The sequence below is a fragment of the Acinetobacter sp. BHS4 genome (assembly GCF_018454425.1).
GTDB classification, from domain to species: Bacteria; Pseudomonadota; Gammaproteobacteria; order Pseudomonadales; family Moraxellaceae; genus Acinetobacter; species Acinetobacter pittii.
Genome location: NZ_CP075323.1, coordinates 709,611 through 726,245, shown reverse-complemented (window position 1 = coordinate 726,245; position 16,635 = coordinate 709,611). Strand labels below are relative to the sequence as shown.

The 16,635-nt window shown below is 36.7% G+C and carries 15 protein-coding genes and 1 pseudogene; 6 read left to right on the top strand and 10 right to left on the bottom strand.

Annotated features, from left to right (window positions below):
* Nucleotides 1-34 precede the first annotated feature (34 nt).
* Entirely contained in the window at nucleotides 35-1,084 is a 1,050-nt protein-coding gene (locus KIP84_RS03570) for a hypothetical protein (protein WP_213689343.1), read from the top strand.
* A gap of 64 nt (nucleotides 1,085-1,148) precedes the next feature.
* Nucleotides 1,149-2,012: a hypothetical protein gene (locus tag KIP84_RS03565; protein WP_213689342.1), complete on the top strand. Its 864-nt coding sequence runs from the start codon at nucleotides 1,149-1,151 to the stop codon at nucleotides 2,010-2,012.
* Nucleotides 2,013-2,117: 105 nt separating this feature from the next.
* Here KIP84_RS03565 and KIP84_RS03560 read toward each other — a convergent pair.
* A pseudogene (locus KIP84_RS03560) lies at nucleotides 2,118-2,323 on the bottom strand (hypothetical protein); the annotation flags it as partial.
* Nucleotides 2,324-2,508: 185 nt separating this feature from the next.
* On the opposite strand from KIP84_RS03560, the gene KIP84_RS03555 reads away from it, so the two are divergent.
* Complete coding sequence (locus tag KIP84_RS03555) at nucleotides 2,509-3,087, top strand: DJ-1/PfpI family protein (RefSeq protein WP_199113921.1); 579 nt, start codon at nucleotides 2,509-2,511, stop codon at nucleotides 3,085-3,087.
* 78 nt (nucleotides 3,088-3,165) lie between these two features.
* On the opposite strand, the gene KIP84_RS03550 is transcribed toward KIP84_RS03555, so the two are convergent.
* Together KIP84_RS03550 and KIP84_RS03545 are read right to left on the bottom strand one after the other, a co-directional pair.
* Entirely contained in the window at nucleotides 3,166-3,684 is a 519-nt protein-coding gene (locus KIP84_RS03550; RefSeq protein ID WP_213689341.1) for a hypothetical protein, read from the bottom strand.
* An 83-nt stretch (nucleotides 3,685-3,767) separates the two neighbouring features.
* A complete protein-coding gene (locus KIP84_RS03545) occupies nucleotides 3,768-4,835 on the bottom strand; it encodes a DUF1176 domain-containing protein (RefSeq protein WP_151282729.1) in 1,068 nt (355 codons plus the stop codon).
* Nucleotides 4,836-4,958: 123 nt separating this feature from the next.
* Here KIP84_RS03545 and KIP84_RS03540 point away from each other — a divergent pair, with 123 nt between their 5' ends.
* The gene (locus KIP84_RS03540) at nucleotides 4,959-5,708 is read left to right on the top strand and encodes a DUF4850 domain-containing protein (RefSeq protein ID WP_151282728.1); all 750 of its coding nucleotides are present in this window, start codon (nucleotides 4,959-4,961) and stop codon (nucleotides 5,706-5,708) included.
* Nucleotides 5,709-5,750: 42 nt separating this feature from the next.
* On the opposite strand, the gene sbmA is transcribed toward KIP84_RS03540, so the two are convergent.
* The 6 genes from sbmA to KIP84_RS03510 form a co-directional block, all read right to left on the bottom strand.
* Nucleotides 5,751-6,947: a peptide antibiotic transporter SbmA gene (gene sbmA / locus KIP84_RS03535; protein ID WP_063099543.1), complete on the bottom strand. Its 1,197-nt coding sequence runs from the start codon at nucleotides 6,945-6,947 to the stop codon at nucleotides 5,751-5,753.
* 237 nt (nucleotides 6,948-7,184) lie between these two features.
* On the bottom strand, nucleotides 7,185-8,420 hold the full coding sequence (locus KIP84_RS03530) for a threonine ammonia-lyase (RefSeq protein WP_005064397.1): 1,236 nt from the start codon (nucleotides 8,418-8,420) through the stop codon (nucleotides 7,185-7,187).
* Nucleotides 8,421-8,623: 203 nt separating this feature from the next.
* Nucleotides 8,624-9,598 (bottom strand): patatin-like phospholipase family protein, encoded by a 975-nt coding sequence (locus tag KIP84_RS03525; protein ID WP_032056665.1) that lies wholly within the window; start codon nucleotides 9,596-9,598, stop codon nucleotides 8,624-8,626.
* 170 nt (nucleotides 9,599-9,768) lie between these two features.
* A complete protein-coding gene (locus KIP84_RS03520; protein ID WP_032062924.1) occupies nucleotides 9,769-11,244 on the bottom strand; it encodes an alanine/glycine:cation symporter family protein in 1,476 nt (491 codons plus the stop codon).
* A 99-nt stretch (nucleotides 11,245-11,343) separates the two neighbouring features.
* Nucleotides 11,344-11,484, bottom strand: a complete 141-nt coding sequence (locus KIP84_RS03515; protein ID WP_014207545.1) for a hypothetical protein — start codon at nucleotides 11,482-11,484, stop codon at nucleotides 11,344-11,346.
* 183 nt (nucleotides 11,485-11,667) lie between these two features.
* Nucleotides 11,668-11,871 (bottom strand): hypothetical protein, encoded by a 204-nt coding sequence (locus KIP84_RS03510; protein ID WP_005064392.1) that lies wholly within the window; start codon nucleotides 11,869-11,871, stop codon nucleotides 11,668-11,670.
* A gap of 510 nt (nucleotides 11,872-12,381) precedes the next feature.
* On the opposite strand from KIP84_RS03510, the gene KIP84_RS03505 reads away from it, so the two are divergent.
* Complete coding sequence (locus tag KIP84_RS03505; protein ID WP_002116417.1) at nucleotides 12,382-13,089, top strand: nitroreductase; 708 nt, start codon at nucleotides 12,382-12,384, stop codon at nucleotides 13,087-13,089.
* Between the two features lie 25 nt (nucleotides 13,090-13,114).
* Here KIP84_RS03505 and KIP84_RS03500 read toward each other — a convergent pair whose 3' ends face one another.
* A complete protein-coding gene (locus tag KIP84_RS03500) occupies nucleotides 13,115-14,329 on the bottom strand; it encodes a multidrug effflux MFS transporter (protein ID WP_014207547.1) in 1,215 nt (404 codons plus the stop codon).
* A gap of 127 nt (nucleotides 14,330-14,456) precedes the next feature.
* On the opposite strand from KIP84_RS03500, the gene yccS reads away from it, so the two are divergent.
* Nucleotides 14,457-16,631 (top strand): YccS family putative transporter, encoded by a 2,175-nt coding sequence (gene yccS / locus KIP84_RS03495; protein ID WP_213689340.1) that lies wholly within the window; start codon nucleotides 14,457-14,459, stop codon nucleotides 16,629-16,631.
* The last annotated feature ends 4 nt before the right edge of the window (nucleotides 16,632-16,635 follow it).

Here is a 16,635-nt window from a genome sequence, read left to right as displayed (position 1 = left end):
GATATAAAGACCTCACTTAATGTGGGGTTTTTTTATGCTTAAGCAAGACGAAATTGAAAAATATTTCAAGACACTTATCAAACAAATAAATAAAAATAATCATATTAATCAAACAAATATGGATACTTACAAAATATTTTTAGATAAAACTAATCCAGATTTAGTGATAAGATCCATCCAAAAAGTTGGTTTCTTTAGGCCATCAAAATATAATTTCGACATCAAAGTAATATCAATGTTCTTCCAAGAAACCATAAATCACACTAATTTTAAAAAATTTTCCCAATATTTAATAAGCATTCAAAATTTATTTCTGACCTCAAAAAAAGCAAAAAACTGTTTTAATCAAATAAAAGAGTTCATCCTATCTGAAAGAAATTTAATTAAATATTTTTTTGCAAAATCGGATGATATTTTTTACGAATATGAGAACAATAAAGAACCTGAATTAATTTTAGAATGTATTTCATTTTTAATTATAGAGATCAAGAACAATCAACATACCAATGGAATTAATGCGAGTTTAATGAATATTATTAATGACAAAGATTATACAACCTTAATCAGTCTTTCAAAAATTATAGTGAGCTTCAAAAAAATTGAAATAAAAATTGATTTTTTTGAATATTTTTTGGAAAAAGTAAATAATAAAAATTATAAATTAACAAATGAATCTTTTGAAAAAAATATATCAATGTCTTATATCCAATATGATCAACAACGCTATGCTATCCATCACGAAACAATAAAAATTAATCAAAAAAATGAGACATTTGAGGAAACAATTAACAAAATTTTAAATGAATCAAACATCAATTTATTTGCTGAAATTAGACTACTCCCTTTCCCTAGAGTTTGCCCTAAAATAATTACTACCCCTATTTTACTAAAACTATTTACAACGGATTTCATTTATCTTGAAGAAAAATCTCTACTAAACTTCTTCTTTATTGATAATTTTATTTCCGCAAATTACATAAATAAACCTATTTATAAAAATTTCACTATATTAGACATTATAAAAATACAAAGAATTTTTAAATTTATAAGCAAAATATATAGAATATATCTCAAAAAAAAATAAAATAAAATTCAATAAAAATAAAATAAAATTAGCATCAATAATACCTATTTCTAGCATAGCTTTCTTGGATGATTTACTACAAAAAACACTAAATAGTAATAATAAAAACTATTTAGAACTAGTTAAAGATATTATATCAACTGATTTCTATAAACTTAACGACCATTTTGACATTCAATACAATCCAATTCTGTCTTTAGGTAATGATTTCATTATATCGCCAACAATATTAGCAAAGTCCAATCTTATTAGAAGCATATTAATAAAAATAAACAACAACCTATCTATTAGTTCTAATGGAGACAAAATGATACAAAGCTTAGAAAAAAAATTAATAAATTTAGGATTTTCCATTGCTACTGAAGTTAAGTTAGGAGCTTATGAAATAGATATTATTGCAAAAAAAGGAAACAATGTTTTTATTTTTGAATGTAAAAATTCATATCACCCAGTTAATGAGTTTGAACTAAGAAATAGCTTTTCACACATACAAAAAGCTTCAAATCAGTTAAATAATTTAGAAAAAATGATAAAAAATAAATCTACTAGACAAAGTTTATCTAAAAAAATAGGATTCTCATTATATAAAGCAAATTTTCATTATGCAATTATCCTATCAAATAGAATGTTCAATGGATATATCTACAACAACTATAGATGTATAAACTCTTATATTTTAAACAACTTATTAGATAAAGGCCTAGTCACCATAAACTCAAACAAGTATAGTTTATGGAAAAATTCAAGTTTTCATGAAAATGATCTTATTGACTTTATAAATGGAAAATTTATATCTGATTATGAATTCTTAGCACATGAAAACTTTGTAAAATTAAAAGTCAAAGATATTACAATATCATGTCAACGATTCGGATTCTCACTAGAAGAAGTAGCAGAACATATAGAAAAAAATTATAATAAAATATAGTACTCATTTTAATAATTACACAATATAAATAGTTTTCTTTAATATACGAGCTCTATGTGTTTCACTATCTAATGGTGAAACATATTTTAAAATTAATTAAGATAGCTACCTATCTCTCACCACACCCAACTTATTCAAAATCTCAGGCGTCAAAAACAACATCACCAATTTATTTAAATCAATATAATGCAATGTACCTTGCAACGGTTGTTTAACTGCTGGGTCTTTAACAATACCTTCAACCATGCTTTGACCTTGCTAAAAAGCATCTCCAACCGTCTTAACTCCTACCTCTGAATCACGGTTTTGGACAAAATTAATTGATTAATTTCATTAGTCAACTCAAGAAAAAGCCTCGATTTATCGGGGCTTTTTTACATTCTTATGAAACACCCTTCGACTAAAGAATGTGCTTTTTTCTAAAGAATTACTCAGTGATTATGCTAATTTAAATTAAAAATTGAAATCACTTATATTTTAAAAAGAGAGATAAATCATGTCTAAAAAGATTTTAATGTTAGTCGGTGACTATGCCGAAGACTATGAAACTATGGTTCCTTTTCAGTTTTTAATTGGTTTAGGTTATACCGTGCATGCTGTTTGCCCAAATAAAAAGAATGGTGACCATATTGCGACAGCTATTCATGATTTTGAAGGCGAACAAACTTATAGCGAAAAACGTGGCCACAACTTTGCGATTAACTATGATTTTGATGCCGTTAATACCGAAGACTATGTAGGTTTAGTTATTCCGGGTGGTCGTGCACCAGAGTATTTGCGCATGAATGATCGTGTTATCGAAATTGTGCGTGAGTTTGATCGAGTGAAAAAACCAATAGCAGCCGTATGCCATGGCGCTCAATTACTCGCAGCGGCAGATATATTACAAGGCCGCCTCTGCTCAGCTTATCCAGCATGTGCTGCCGAAGTAAAATTGGCAGGTGGGCAATATGCAGACATTGCTGTGACTGAAGCAGTTACAGATGGTCATTTGGTGACTGCCCCAGCTTGGCCTGCACATCCAGCTTGGTTAGCTCAATTTGTGAAAGTTTTAGGGGCTACAATTACGATCTAAAGAGATCTCTTTATCCCAAATACAATAAAGCCTGCTCTTAGATAGCAGGCTTTATTACTAAAATAGAAAACTAGATTTTTATCTTGTAATCCCTAATTTATTCCAAATTTCTGGTGTTAAAAACGTCGTCACTAATTTATTTAAATCGATATAACGCAATGTACCTTGTAACTGCTGTTTAACAGCTGGGTCCTTAACAATATCTTCACCCGCACTTTGACCTAACTGTTGAAATGCCTCCCCAACAGCCTTCACACCTTCTGCTTGAATTACAGCTTTGGTCTGAGCAGAACATTGCTCCACAATCACACGTTGTAAAACCTGAGCCAGTTTTTGGTCTAGCTGATCTTTTTGCTCAGGCGTTACATTACTAAATGCTTTTAAATCGGGATGAGCCGCTAAAGCTGTAAATGTCCATTGAAGTACAGTAGTTTTGTCTGAAGCCGTTGTAGCCTTAACCAGACAGTCACTGAGCTGATCAACTGTTGGACCAGCCATCGTAATTTGAGTAGTCCCCAATACAGCACCAGCCACACATATTGAACGGCTCAGGTGTGAAAACTTACGGCGAACAATAGCGTAAAGATGATGTGACATAGGTCTGGCTCCAATAAACAATCTGTTCTTTTTATCACAGAGTCACTAAAGTTACCTGTTATGACTCTGTAACCGCAAAATACCTATTTCACCACAGACTCTATTCGATCAAGTTCCCACACCCCACCTGCTGCCAAGCCTTTACACATACCCGTCCACATATCCTTAGTATGTACAAAACTCTTACCATCCCACACCCATTCTTCACTTGCCCAGCAGTCTCCAATGCCTCTTCCCTTTTGAGCACTACTGATAATACCGCTATCAAAATCTGAAGCGGAATCAGACACAAATGTTGCCTTACCATTTAAAGACTCATCTAACACCCAAGCACCATATCCTTCGTTATAGGCACCTCTCCAGCACAACGTAGTCGCCAGAACTTTCTTATTGGTTAGTTTATATAGCTCAATTTTCTGTGGTTCAGCTCCATCGCTATTACCGCCATAAACGCCTTCACAAAAGCCATCTTCTTTCTGATTCGGTTTAGCAGCCATCAAACTACGATGTATGGCTTGGTACTTTTTATTTTTTGGCTGTAAAGTTAAATAAGGTTTGTTTGAAGTCTTAATACGTTTAACAAGTAGTTTTGGCTCAGGCATAAGCACTTTGGTTTCATTGGTGCTGCCCTTTTTAACCAAAGCACCAACAGTTCCGACACGCTTCTGAAAATCATCCATTTTTAATAACACAGCAGTCATTCCAGCATCGGAAATTTTCCATTCATGCTGTGTATTTTTAAAAACAATTTCGGTCTTCTGTTTGGATTGCTGTAGTACAGCATTGACTTGCGAGCTGTTCAGTTTACCCATAAGTGGTAACTCAGTACCATCTACAGTCACAGCGCCTAAGTTTTTGCCATTTATATAAAAATGAATATTCTTAAGCTGGTTTGCTGGCATGCTTTGTTCATAGTCTGACAAAGCAAATTCAATCTGCACAGGTTGTTTTGGGCCTGCTTTACGTGTTAATAAAATTGAAGCTGGATTGTCACCATTTTCTTCACTTTGATAGCCTGCGGCTTTACATGTACCCGTATTGCTACACGAGATTTCCCACTCTTGGTGTGAAAATGAAATACCTTTGATTTCTTGAGCAAAACCATAAGAACCAATGACTGATAAACAACAAATTGAAAGGACTTTCTTCATTTTTCATGTCTCTGCTGGTCTGTTTTATTATGAAGTTAACAATAGTGTTAAATTTTGGGTTACCGTCTAGTTTAAAAGAATATGCTAGATTTATATAAAATTTAAATTGATTACTTTCTAAAAATGAAAAAACTGAATTTTTTATTATTTACTGCATTTACCAGTCTAACTTCACTTGCTTATGCAGAAATAAAAAGCTTTACACCCCATTTCCCCAAATTTTATAGCTCTGCTGAGACCCGCAAAGCAGATAATCAGTTCTACACTCTAGGAGAGGCAAAGTTTTTAAACGGCGTTACCATTCCGTTTTATGGTGTTACTGCACAGAACCCAATGGAGAATGGTTTACTTAAAGACTTTGAAACCTGTACACCTAAAAGCTGCAATTTTAATTTTAAACTCGAGGCTCAACACGCCAAACAACTCAAGCTTCTTGCATTACCTGAAACAGGTTTAGTACTTGTTCCCAAAAATTGGCACGACGTGCAAGCAAATGCAGGTGCAAATGGAACTGGTTTTGCTCTAATAATGAGTCCAGATCACAAGCAAGCAATAGAACTCTATGATTCTTCATTTTGCGTCGGTTGCGGACTACCAAATGCAACACTTTATTTTCCCGAGCTATTAAAAGAAAGTCTGGAAAATGAATTTGGCGGATTTAAAGACCCTAAAAAACTCATCAATATTGTTCACCCTTCTAAGAAAGTGGCTTTTTTTAGTTATCAAATTCCACAAGTGAACAATAAAACGCATGGTATTGCTAAATATTATGATGAAGACACTTTTAACTATAAAGAAATTCAAATCACCTTAGATAAATCGCAGCAGTCTTTAGTTGGCCCTATCCTTAATTTTTATAATGCAATGCACTAATCCAATACTTAATAAGAAAACCCGCTTTCGCGGGTTTTTATTTTATTTGTGTAATATCGATTCAAAAGCTTTTAAACGCTTATAAATTGAAAGCAGTTCAATAATTGTTTTCCATGAACTAATTAAGTATTGGAAGGATTCCCGTACACGCCCAAATACATTTGCAATTTGTTGAATTAAACCTAATGTGAGTTTACCAGCAGCAATTGATGGGAAAAGAACAACCAAGTTATATAAAACATCAAGTTGGCCATACCAAATAGCTGTCATATTAAAATAGGCATAATGGAAATAAAGTCTGAAATAATTTTTACGTACATTACTAAATAACTCACGCAAGGTAGCAGGTTTTGCACGATCAGCATGGTCTTCACCATAAACTAATTCTTTACGATAAGCCGCTTCTACTTTCTGATTGTTAAATTGCAAACCTGGCAACTTAATCCCTACTACCATTAATAGAACTGTACCGAAAATTGACCACACTATTGCGGCCCATACTAAAGAGTGATTTAACTCACCAACAATTGGTAAAACGGGAACATGTTTAGACAGTTGAAATAGAATAGGTAAAAAGGCAATCAATGTAATAACCGCTTTTACTAACTCTACCCCTAAATCTTCCAAAATTGTTGCAAAGCGCATAGTGTCTTCTTGCACACGTTGCGAAGCACCTTCAACATGACGTAGTTTTTCCCAATGCTCTGTGTAGTATTCATTCATTGCTGTACGCCAGCGGAATACATAATGGCTTGTAAAAAAGGCATTAATCACAGCAAGAGTCACCGCAACCATAGCAATATAAAGAAAGACCATTGTCTCACTATATAGTGCTGAGAGATCTCCTCCTCCACTCGAAAGCATTTTTTGGATTAAATCCCAAAATGGTACATACCATGCATTAATCGCAACGCTAGCCTGAACAGCAAACCAAATATTGAACAAAATAAATGCAGAGCCCCAGACTGACCAACGCTGCCATGGATTATTAGAAATAATTTTCCAAAAGCCAGCAAAAAGCGCAGTAGAGATTAAAAACCAAAGATAGAACCATAAAAAAGCAGGCGACCAAAAACGGCTTACACCAATAGGCAATTCAGCCTCTGCATAACCCTGCGGAAAGCCTAAATACTCTCCCCAGTGATCTCCACCTGTATACCAGAGCACCATATTGAGCGCGATCCAAATGACCGCAGATATAAAGAAATACCTTGGTGATGGAAAAAATGATTTGAACATTGAGCGTGGATATCCCTATATTTCTTCAAATTTACAATGAAAGGAATACTAAAACCTAAACCTTAAAATTGTGAAGGGTAAAGTTTAGAGAATTGTCAGTTTTTCCTGTTCCATTGAAGGATTTGATCGTTTTTTTGTAAATTAATCCCTTTTTGGCAATTTAATCCATTTAAATTACCTTGTATATGACTCTTGATAGAGCCATATACAGCTTTTATAACACAGTGATATGAGAGATTAAATCTCTTCTTTACGAACAATATAGCCTTCCAATTGCATTGCTTGAATAAGCAAATCTAGGTCTGAGGCACTTTTTAATTCGACATCAACGCTCACAGCGCTTTCTTTGGCACGGCTTGTTGCCGCAAAGCGTTCATGACGTAACTCATAAATATTACCACCTTGCTCAGCAATAATGGCTGTTAAACGAGCTAAAGCACCTGGATTGTCCGGTAATTCAACACGAATACGAACCATACGGCCTGTACGGGTTAAATGGCGTTGTAATACAGAGACCATAACACGTGTATCAATATTGCCACCCGACAGCACCACACCTAATTTATGACCTAAAAACAGATCAGGACGCGACATAATTGCAGCAATACCTGTCGCACCTGCTCCTTCACATACTGTTTTTTCAATATTAAGTAATAGTGCAATCGCTTCTTCAATCATGTCTTCAGTGACAACGACAATGTCATCAACATATTCTTTAGCAACTTGGGTCGTAAGCTCACCTGGAGTTTTTACCGCAATGCCCTCAGCAACAGTAGAGCCCATTGAAACCGCATGTTGATAATTACAAAGTAGTTTTGCCATACTTGGGTATACAACTGATTGCACCCCAATAATTTTAATTTTTGGATTGATCGCTTTAGCAGCAATTGCAATACCAGAAATTAAACCACCACCACCAATTGGCACAACCAAAATATCCAGATCAGGCACAGCCGCAAGCATTTCAAGTGCAATGGTGCCTTGACCCGCAATAATTTCAGCATCATCAAATGGGTGGATAATCGTTAAAGATTCTTCTTGTGCAACACGATGCATTTCAGCAGCAGCTTCTGAAAAGTCCTGCCCATGCAAAATAACGCGCGCACCATACTCACGTACTCGTTGCACCTTAACATTTGGTGTAGATTTCGGCATTACAATAGTTGCAGTCACACCTGTCCGCTGAGCATGGTAGGCTACACCTTGTGCGTGATTGCCTGCCGAAGCTGCAATAACACCATGTTGCTTTTCTTGCTCAGATAAACACAACAGTTTATTCAGAGCACCCCGCTCTTTAAATGAAGCTGTAAATTGTAAGTTTTCAAATTTCAACCACATCTCAGCCCCTAAGGTTTTAGAAATGGTCTCTGAGAAAACAAAGGGAGTTTTTACAACTAAACCCTCCAAACGCTCTGCGGCAGCATGAACATCATCTAATGTTGGAAAGCCATTTTTAACCTGTTGCTGTATCATTTATCCAGTCAGCCTCAATACACTACAAATCAATTATTTTTAAAAAACGGCAACAATATTTCATATTAACCATTAGAGTTTTCAGCATATCCAACATGTCTCTAATATACAAAAAATTTTATTCCAAAAATTGAAGGTTTAGACTTCCATAAAAAAAGCCCTATGTGGGCTTTTTTTATAATTTTCAGAATATTAACGTTTATTTATTGGCTTTGAGCACTCAAGCCTTCCGTAGACATATTTTGTTCAGCTATTTTTTCATCAATAGCAAACTGAATATCAGAAAGCTTGGCATTAGCTGCATCTATACCAGATTTCATAGTAGCTTCACGGCCTTTGACATCAAAAATATGTGCTTTTTCTCTTAAATCTGGCTGAATAACAACATCTGCATATTGCAATTCTTCTGCTGCCAAACGCCCTTGCATGATATTAATATTCTGATTAAATAGTCCCCAGACATTCGAAGTTTCTGTGTAAATAGGTTGAGCTAGAATATCAACTGCAATAATGACATCAGCACCTAAATCACGAGCCACTTCAACTGGCACAGGACTCACCAACCCACCATCTACATATTCAGATTTACCAATTTTAGTCGGCACAAACATACTCGGAATCGAAGCAGAGGCTCTTACGGCTTGACCGGTATTGCCGTAGTTAAATACGGTCTTAGTGCCATGCTTTAGTTCAGTTGCCACCACATACATTGGAATCTTCATTTTTTCGAGTGGCATGTTATTTACTTGCTGGTTAACGTAGTTCTCTACTTTTTTACCATCAAAAAAACCTTTTAATCCGATACTAATATCACGGACGTCACCAGCTTTCATTTTTAAAGCAGTATCACGCAGCTCAGCAGGTGTTTTACCACTCGCATAAATTGCCCCAACAATACTACCGGCACTCGTACCTACAATAAAATCCGGGCGAATACCATGTTGTTCTAAAACTTCAATCACCCCAATATGAGCATAACCTCGTGCTCCACCGCTACCCAATACAAGCGCAACAACAGGACGTTTTTGCATTTTTTTAATTCTTGCAAAAGGTTGATCGACAGGACGAGCATAAGCTTCTGTCATTTGCGGTTTTAGAGCAGCAGACAAGTGTGTGGTGGTCTGACATCCCGCCAACACCATAGAGAGTCCGAGAACCCACAATTTAAGCTGTTTCATGGCCCATCTTCGTACTATGAGGTTTAAGTTCGGATTGCAATTTTAGTTGCTACTTTCGTGAAAAGCTGTAGTGAATTTATTTAATTTGTCATGTTTAAAATTTAGACTCAAGTATTTTATTTATCGCCTATATGAAAAAGGCCCCTTATGTATAAGAGGCCTTTTGAAACTTACCAGATATCTGAATCAACTTTTTTCTTCAATTCCGGATACTTGTCAATTTTAAACTCAGGCTCTTTAATGCCTCGTTTTAATTGCTCGCGGTAATCTTTTAACAAAGTACGTGCCATTGGCGTTAATAGTAAAATTGCAATCAAGTTAATGGTTGCCATGATACCCATAAACAAGTCAGCCATTGACCAAACGAGTGGAACACTACCGATTGCACCGAAGTACACCATCACCAATACGAAAATTCGGAAGATAAACATGACTTTCGGATTGTTATTAATAAACTGTACATTACCTTCTGCATAAGCATAGTTACCTAATACAGCTGAATAACAGAATAAGAATAATAGAACCGCTAGGAAATCAGATCCCCAATGCCCAACTTGAGTTTCTAAGGCACGTTGTGTTAATTCAACACCAACAAAACCTGCGTCTTGGTAAACGCCAGAAACTAAGATGATGATTGCGGTACTTGTACATACAATGAACGTATCTACGAATACACCAAGCATTTGTACTAAGCCTTGGTTTACAGGATGTTTTACATCAGATGCAGCAGCCGCGTTTGGCGCAGAACCCATACCTGCTTCGTTTGAGAACAAACCACGTTTAATACCTTGCATCATTGCCATTGACACTGCCGCACCGAAGAAACCACCTGCCGCAGCATTGAAGTGGAAAGCTTCAGTCACAATCAGCTTTAAAATATCAGGTAAAATTGCATAGTTACTAATTGCAATATAGAGAGCAACGGCTAGATAAAGACCCGCTTTTAAAGGTACAAACATCTCTGCAAATTTAGCGATACGTTTAATACCACCAAAAATTGCCAATGCAACCATCACGACAAGTGCAAGGCCAACCCATGAAATTTCTAGATCAACACCACCTAAATGAGCAATAAGATTAGCTTTGTCCCAACCCCAAGCATGTGAAGAAGCATTAGCAATCGCATTAATTTGGACTGAGTTGAATACGAAGCCGTAGGTAAAGATGAGTGCTAGTGCGAAAACCACACCAAAGGTTTTACTACGTAAACCTTGGGTAATATAGTAAGCTGGTCCACCGCGGAATTGTTTAGACTTGCTATCTCTAACTTTAAAAAGCTGAGCAAGTGTTGACTCAATAAAAGCAGAGCTCATACCAAGTACAGCAGTTACCCACATCCAGAACACAGCGCCAGGGCCACCAATTGCAATCGCAATTGCCACACCTGCAATGTTACCCACCCCAACACGGCTCGCAAGACCCGTTACAAAAGCTTGAAAAGGTGTAAGTCCATGCTCATCTTCGCCTTCTGTACGACTGCTTTTCATGACACGGATACTTTGCAAGAACATGCGGATCTGCACTGCCCCTGTTAAGACCGTATAAAAAATACCGACAGCCAGCAAGAAAATAACCAGAAAATCCCATAAAGGATCATTAAAAAATTGTACCCACGACATCAGTGTGGCATTGAGTTGTTCATTCATACTCGGTCCGCTTACGTTCTTGCTAATGTGCTAATAGCACAAGCCAAAATACTGCAATAAACAAAAAAGCCCCTCAAAATAGGGACTTCTTCAGTACATTTAAGGAAAAACTTTTAATGTCACTTGAATAGCAATTAACGTCACAAGTTTAAGCAACATAATGCCCAGCACTAAGCCTTTGAAGGTCGCATGAGAGAAAGCACCCTTCAGATAAAATGAATTCATCGCACCACTGAACATATTCCCATTTGGGTGAACAGAATGCATCGACTCGGCTACAAACTTGGAAACTAACAAATGACCACCGCTAAATCAGCTCGTTTAATGATTCCCATCAATTAATCGAGTTATAAAAATCTGGATTTAAGCCAATAAGCATATTTACATATACTTGAGAGCGAATGTCTAAAATGGATATGAATTTCAAAGACTGTAACGAGCCATCGCCATAACGCGGCTATCTGCGCCCTTTTCCCTCTGATTGGAGAAGAGTGCATTTAGATCTGTACCAAGCTGTTGTATTTCTTGTGGCTCAGTAGTTGCGTGAGTTACGTTCATTTTCATGGTTGCAATGGTAATCGCCAATCCTTGTTTCATGAACTGCTTGTTGATGAGCGGTAAACTCATGTAAAGCTCCTTATTCCTCGTGTATTTCTCCATTTCTACATCCAAATCCTTTTTGTAAAGGGATTTTGTATGCAGCCATTTCTTTCCTAACATGAGTATGGAGAAATCATACCTGCGTAAAAAAGTCGGTATTATGCAGAAATTTAAAATTTTGTGTATGTTTTTCATTAAAAATTTATGTTATTTCCGATTATTTTTTATCCAAAATCATCTGTTTTGTACTGTTTTTAAACATATTATACCTTTTTTTCAATTGAGTGATTTTTAATCCAACTGATGCTATAAATTTATTTTTATAGTCAAAAACATCATACTTTTTTGTCTATTTAGATCTAAAGTGGCATATTCACATTAGAGTTAATTAGACATTATATCCAAACTAAACACATCATCATATCTTTAAGGATATCCCTTTTCTAATATTTTTTGCTTATAAATGAAGTACTTTCAAAACATGAAATTAAACTTCAAAAAAGTATAAAGTATTTAAGAAAAGATATAGGAGTACGCATGAATCTGGAACAAGTTCGTCTCGTTGATGAAGCTATTACTTCTCGACATTCTGTCCGCGCTTTTTTAAATACTCCAATTGAGCCAGAAGTCATTAAAGATATATTACGAGTCGCAAGTCGAGCACCTTCTGGAACAAACACTCAACCATGGAAAGTCTATGTGGTCACAGGCAAAAAGCGTGATGAAATGGTTGAACGTGTCTGTGCTGCACAAATTGAAGTTTCAAAAAATCCTGAACTAGCAGAACAATATAAAGAAACTTTTGCCTATTACCCTGAAAAATGGATATCCCCTTTTATTGACCGCCGCCGCGAGAATGGTTGGGGACTCTACGGTTTACTCGAAATCAAAAAGGGCGAAAAAGAAAAAATGGCTGAACAGCAGCTACGTAATTTTAAATTGTTTGATGCACCAGTCGGCCTTTTCTTTACCGTAAATAAAACGATGGGAATCGGCTCTAAAATGGATATCGCAATGATGATCCAAAACGTGATGGTCGCTGCCAAGGCACGTGGTTTAGATACATGCCCACAAGCAGCTTGGAATCATTTTCACCCTATTGTTTTAGATATAGTAGGTGCATCAGATGACGAAGAACTGGTATGTGCAATTGCATTAGGTCATGCCGATCCTAACCACATTGTAAATACCTTTATTACACCTAGAGAACCTGTTGAAAATTTCACAGTTTTTCTAGACGAATAAGCTATAAGTGGCCATTCTCTAAAAGCTATGAGAATGGCTTGGTTTTGACCTGTTGTGTCGCTTTCAATACGACAATAAAACCACTTAGTGTAAATAACACCATCATTACGCCCATATTGAGCGATGCGGACCAAATCAGGAAGTTAAGAAGCACGCCACCTAAAAGGCCACAAGCGAATTGCATACTTCCCATAATTGCACTTGCTGTCCCAGCGCGAGCACCTTGTTTGGACATTGCTAACGCCATAGCATTTGGGCCTGTTAAACCAATACCCGAAATAGCTAAAAATAACCCTACCATAACAAGCCATAAAGGCGCTGCAGGGATTAAACCAGCAATAAATACAATGATGGCTCCAGTCACTTGCACAAGGGAACCCGATTTTAAGCGTTTGGTAATTTCAACACGTGTTGTTAAATGCTTGTTTAAAGAAGACATCAACATAATGCCAAAAGCATTTAGTCCAAACACGTAAGCAAACTCTTGCTGATTAAGTCCGTACTGATCCATAAACACGGCAGGTGCTGAGCTGATATAGCAAAATAATGCAGCCCCCGTTAAACAGCCTGCAAACATAGGTAAGCGGAAACTCGCATCTTTGAAAATAGCTCCATATAAAGTCACCACTTGATAGAGTGATAGCTTAAGCCTTTTATCATTTGCCAAAGTTTCCTTAAAAAAGAAATGTACGCACAGCCAACACAGCGCACCCACAATTGAAAGCGCAATAAAAATAGCCTGCCACGGAAACCAAATTAAAATCCATGCTCCGATCATAGGAGCCAAAATTGGTGCAAGTCCCATGACAATCATCATGCTTGAGAAAGCTTGTGCAGAACCTTGAACGTCCAATTTATCGCGTATTGCTGCACGAGCCATGACTACGCCAACACAACCACCTAAAGCTTGTAAAATACGGGCCGCAATCAAGCTCCATTCATTAGTAGCCATTACACAAAATAAGCTTGCGACTGCATAAAGCGCGAGACCAAAGTAAAGTGGTTTCTTTCTACCGATACGATCGCTTAAAGGACCATAAACCAACTGCCCAATGGCTAAACCAAAAAAATAAGCTGGTAGTGTATTTGCCACCATTTGCGTACTTACCCCAAAATCATGGGCCATTTGTGGTAACGCAGGTAAGTACATATCAATGGATAACGGCCCTAAAGCCGTAAGTAAAGCGAGCAACATAATCCAGCCAATAGAGTATTGACGCTGGGCTGTTTGTTCAGACATAACGATATTTCATTTTTCACTCATTTGCATACAGACAAGCTTACACTGTCTATCGTATGATTTGTGCAACATTGGTGTAGAAATACACAAATCCTTTATCACTCAGGTTGATCAGCAAGGACTTCATTTGAAATCTTGGTTTAAACGCCTAAAAAGAGCGACTTATAACACAACATTTATGTATAACGTGCGAATGCTGATAGCCTTTTCAGGAACTGCTTTCGTGCCTTATTTTTTAGGCTATCAATTAGCAACTATTCCACTCACTTTAGGTGTAGTCGCAGCAGGTTTGAGTGATATTGATGATCGCTTTTCCGTGCGAATCATGAACCTAATCTATACTTATATTGGGTTCTTCGTTACCGCAGCTTCTGTACAACTACTTTTCCCCTACCCAATGGCTTTTGCTTTAGGGTTGATTGCTTCATGTATTGGCTGGATTTTACTAGGTTCGTTAGGACGTCGTTACGCCACCATTTCTTATGGCTGTTTGGTTGTTTCGGTCTATACCATGTTGGGTGTTCACCTTTTCGATCACTGGTATATTCAACCGGCTCTTTTAGTTGCAGGTGCTGCTTGGTATGGCCTCATTGCTACTATTAGCTTTTTACTATTTCCGGTTCGCCAACTTCAAGATAAACTCGCAGCGTCTTATGCATCTCTAGGTGATTTTCTATTTGCAAAATCAAATTTATTTGATGTAGATATGACTCCTGCCAGCTATCAGCAAAGTATGATTGAGCTGTCATTAGAAAATGGTAAGTTAATTACGATTTTTAATGACTTAAAAACAGCTTTATTGACTCGTTTAAAAGGTGACCGTGGGCAAAAAGATACACGCCGAAGCTTACATTATTATTTTGTCGCTCAAGACATTCACGAGCGTGCTGACTCAGCCCATATCGACTATCAAAAGTTAGCCAAAATTTTTCAGCACAGTGATATTTTATTTAGATTTCAACGAATTTTGGCGGTTCAAGGCAAAGCTTGCCAAGAGTTAAACGAATGTATTTTACAACGTAAACCTTATAACCATAACAAACGTTTCAAGCAGAGTTTTGAGAACTTAAGACTATCTTTAGAGAAACTAAGACGTGATCAGCATTATGATCTGTTATGGGTAAATGCTCTCTTCGCTTTATACCAAAATTTAAAATCTATCGACTCTCAGTTACTTAACTTAGAAACGGAACAACACATTCAGTCTGATAAAGTTAAACAAGCAGAGAACCAGCTTAAAGATGATGATTTACAAGGATGGAACGATATTGTCATCCGAATAAAGCAAAATCTAACTCCTGAATCTGTACTTTTCCGCCATGCAATTCGCGTCTCAATTGTTCTTTTTATTGGGTATGTGCTGATTCAAATGACCAATATCGAGTACGGCTATTGGATTATGCTTACAGCCCTATTTGTAAGCCAACCTAACTTCAACGCAACCAAACGTCGCTTACGCTTACGAATTGTCGGAACATTAGTCGGAATTATTGTTGGTCTTACCATTGTATTTCTCGTGCCTTCCGTCGAAGGACAACTATTAATGTTGATCTTGAGCGGGGTACTGTTTTTTGAGTTACGCAGTAAGCAATATGCTCAAGCAACCGCATTTATTACAATTTTGGCATTAATTAACTTTAATCTAGATGGCTCGGCAATGGCTGCTGCTATTCCGCGATTTGTAGATACTTTAATTGGATGTGCCCTAGCTTGGTTTGGAGTGACATTTATTTGGCCTGACTGGAAATTCCGACGCTTACCTCGCAACATCAGACGTTCATTACAAGCTCAATGCAATTATTTAGCTGAAGTTGTTAAACAATATCATGAAGGTCGCAATCATGCGCTGAATTACCGTATTGTAAGACGCGCTGCACATAATACTGATGCCGAGGTTGCTTCACTTATTTCAACTTTAGCGACAGAGCCAGACTTTGACCCTACCCGTAAATCAGATATTTTTGAATTTCTATGTTTAAACCATACTTTTTTAAGTTATATCGCAGCACTAGGGGCACATCGAGAAAGCATTCAAGACCAAGCTGTTCTTAAACTTTTAGACCAAGCGCTGGACGACATTCAAGGTGCGTTATTGAGAGATGAGATGCCTGGTCTTACAGCACAAAATATGCTCCAAACGATACGTCAACGTTTGAGTCAAAATAATGAAGAGGACCAAAAATCACTCATTATCTTACAACAGCTATCACTCATGCTTAGTGTATTAAACCGTTTCAGTATGCTAAAACAACGCCTAAGTCATGATCTTGATAACGATGCCAGTGAGCTTGCATCGTTATAAATCT

What these genes read in the sequence shown, in the direction of transcription:
- KIP84_RS03570 (WP_213689343.1), top strand. Translation starts at nt 35, where the DNA reads ATGCTTAAGCAAGACGAAATTGAAAAATATTTCAAGACACTTATCAAA.
- KIP84_RS03555 (WP_199113921.1), top strand. Translation starts at nt 2,509, where the DNA reads ATGTCTAAAAAGATTTTAATGTTAGTCGGTGACTATGCCGAAGACTAT.
- KIP84_RS03550 (WP_213689341.1), bottom strand. Translation starts at nt 3,684, where the DNA reads ATGTCACATCATCTTTACGCTATTGTTCGCCGTAAGTTTTCACACCTG.
- KIP84_RS03545 (WP_151282729.1), bottom strand. Translation starts at nt 4,835, where the DNA reads ATGAAGAAAGTCCTTTCAATTTGTTGTTTATCAGTCATTGGTTCTTAT.
- KIP84_RS03540 (WP_151282728.1), top strand. Translation starts at nt 4,959, where the DNA reads ATGAAAAAACTGAATTTTTTATTATTTACTGCATTTACCAGTCTAACT.
- sbmA (WP_063099543.1), bottom strand. Translation starts at nt 6,947, where the DNA reads ATGTTCAAATCATTTTTTCCATCACCAAGGTATTTCTTTATATCTGCG.
- KIP84_RS03530 (WP_005064397.1), bottom strand. Translation starts at nt 8,420, where the DNA reads ATGATACAGCAACAGGTTAAAAATGGCTTTCCAACATTAGATGATGTT.
- KIP84_RS03525 (WP_032056665.1), bottom strand. Translation starts at nt 9,598, where the DNA reads ATGAAACAGCTTAAATTGTGGGTTCTCGGACTCTCTATGGTGTTGGCG.
- KIP84_RS03520 (WP_032062924.1), bottom strand. Translation starts at nt 11,244, where the DNA reads ATGAATGAACAACTCAATGCCACACTGATGTCGTGGGTACAATTTTTT.
- KIP84_RS03515 (WP_014207545.1), bottom strand. Translation starts at nt 11,484, where the DNA reads ATGTTCAGTGGTGCGATGAATTCATTTTATCTGAAGGGTGCTTTCTCT.
- KIP84_RS03510 (WP_005064392.1), bottom strand. Translation starts at nt 11,871, where the DNA reads ATGAGTTTACCGCTCATCAACAAGCAGTTCATGAAACAAGGATTGGCG.
- KIP84_RS03505 (WP_002116417.1), top strand. Translation starts at nt 12,382, where the DNA reads ATGAATCTGGAACAAGTTCGTCTCGTTGATGAAGCTATTACTTCTCGA.
- KIP84_RS03500 (WP_014207547.1), bottom strand. Translation starts at nt 14,329, where the DNA reads ATGTCTGAACAAACAGCCCAGCGTCAATACTCTATTGGCTGGATTATG.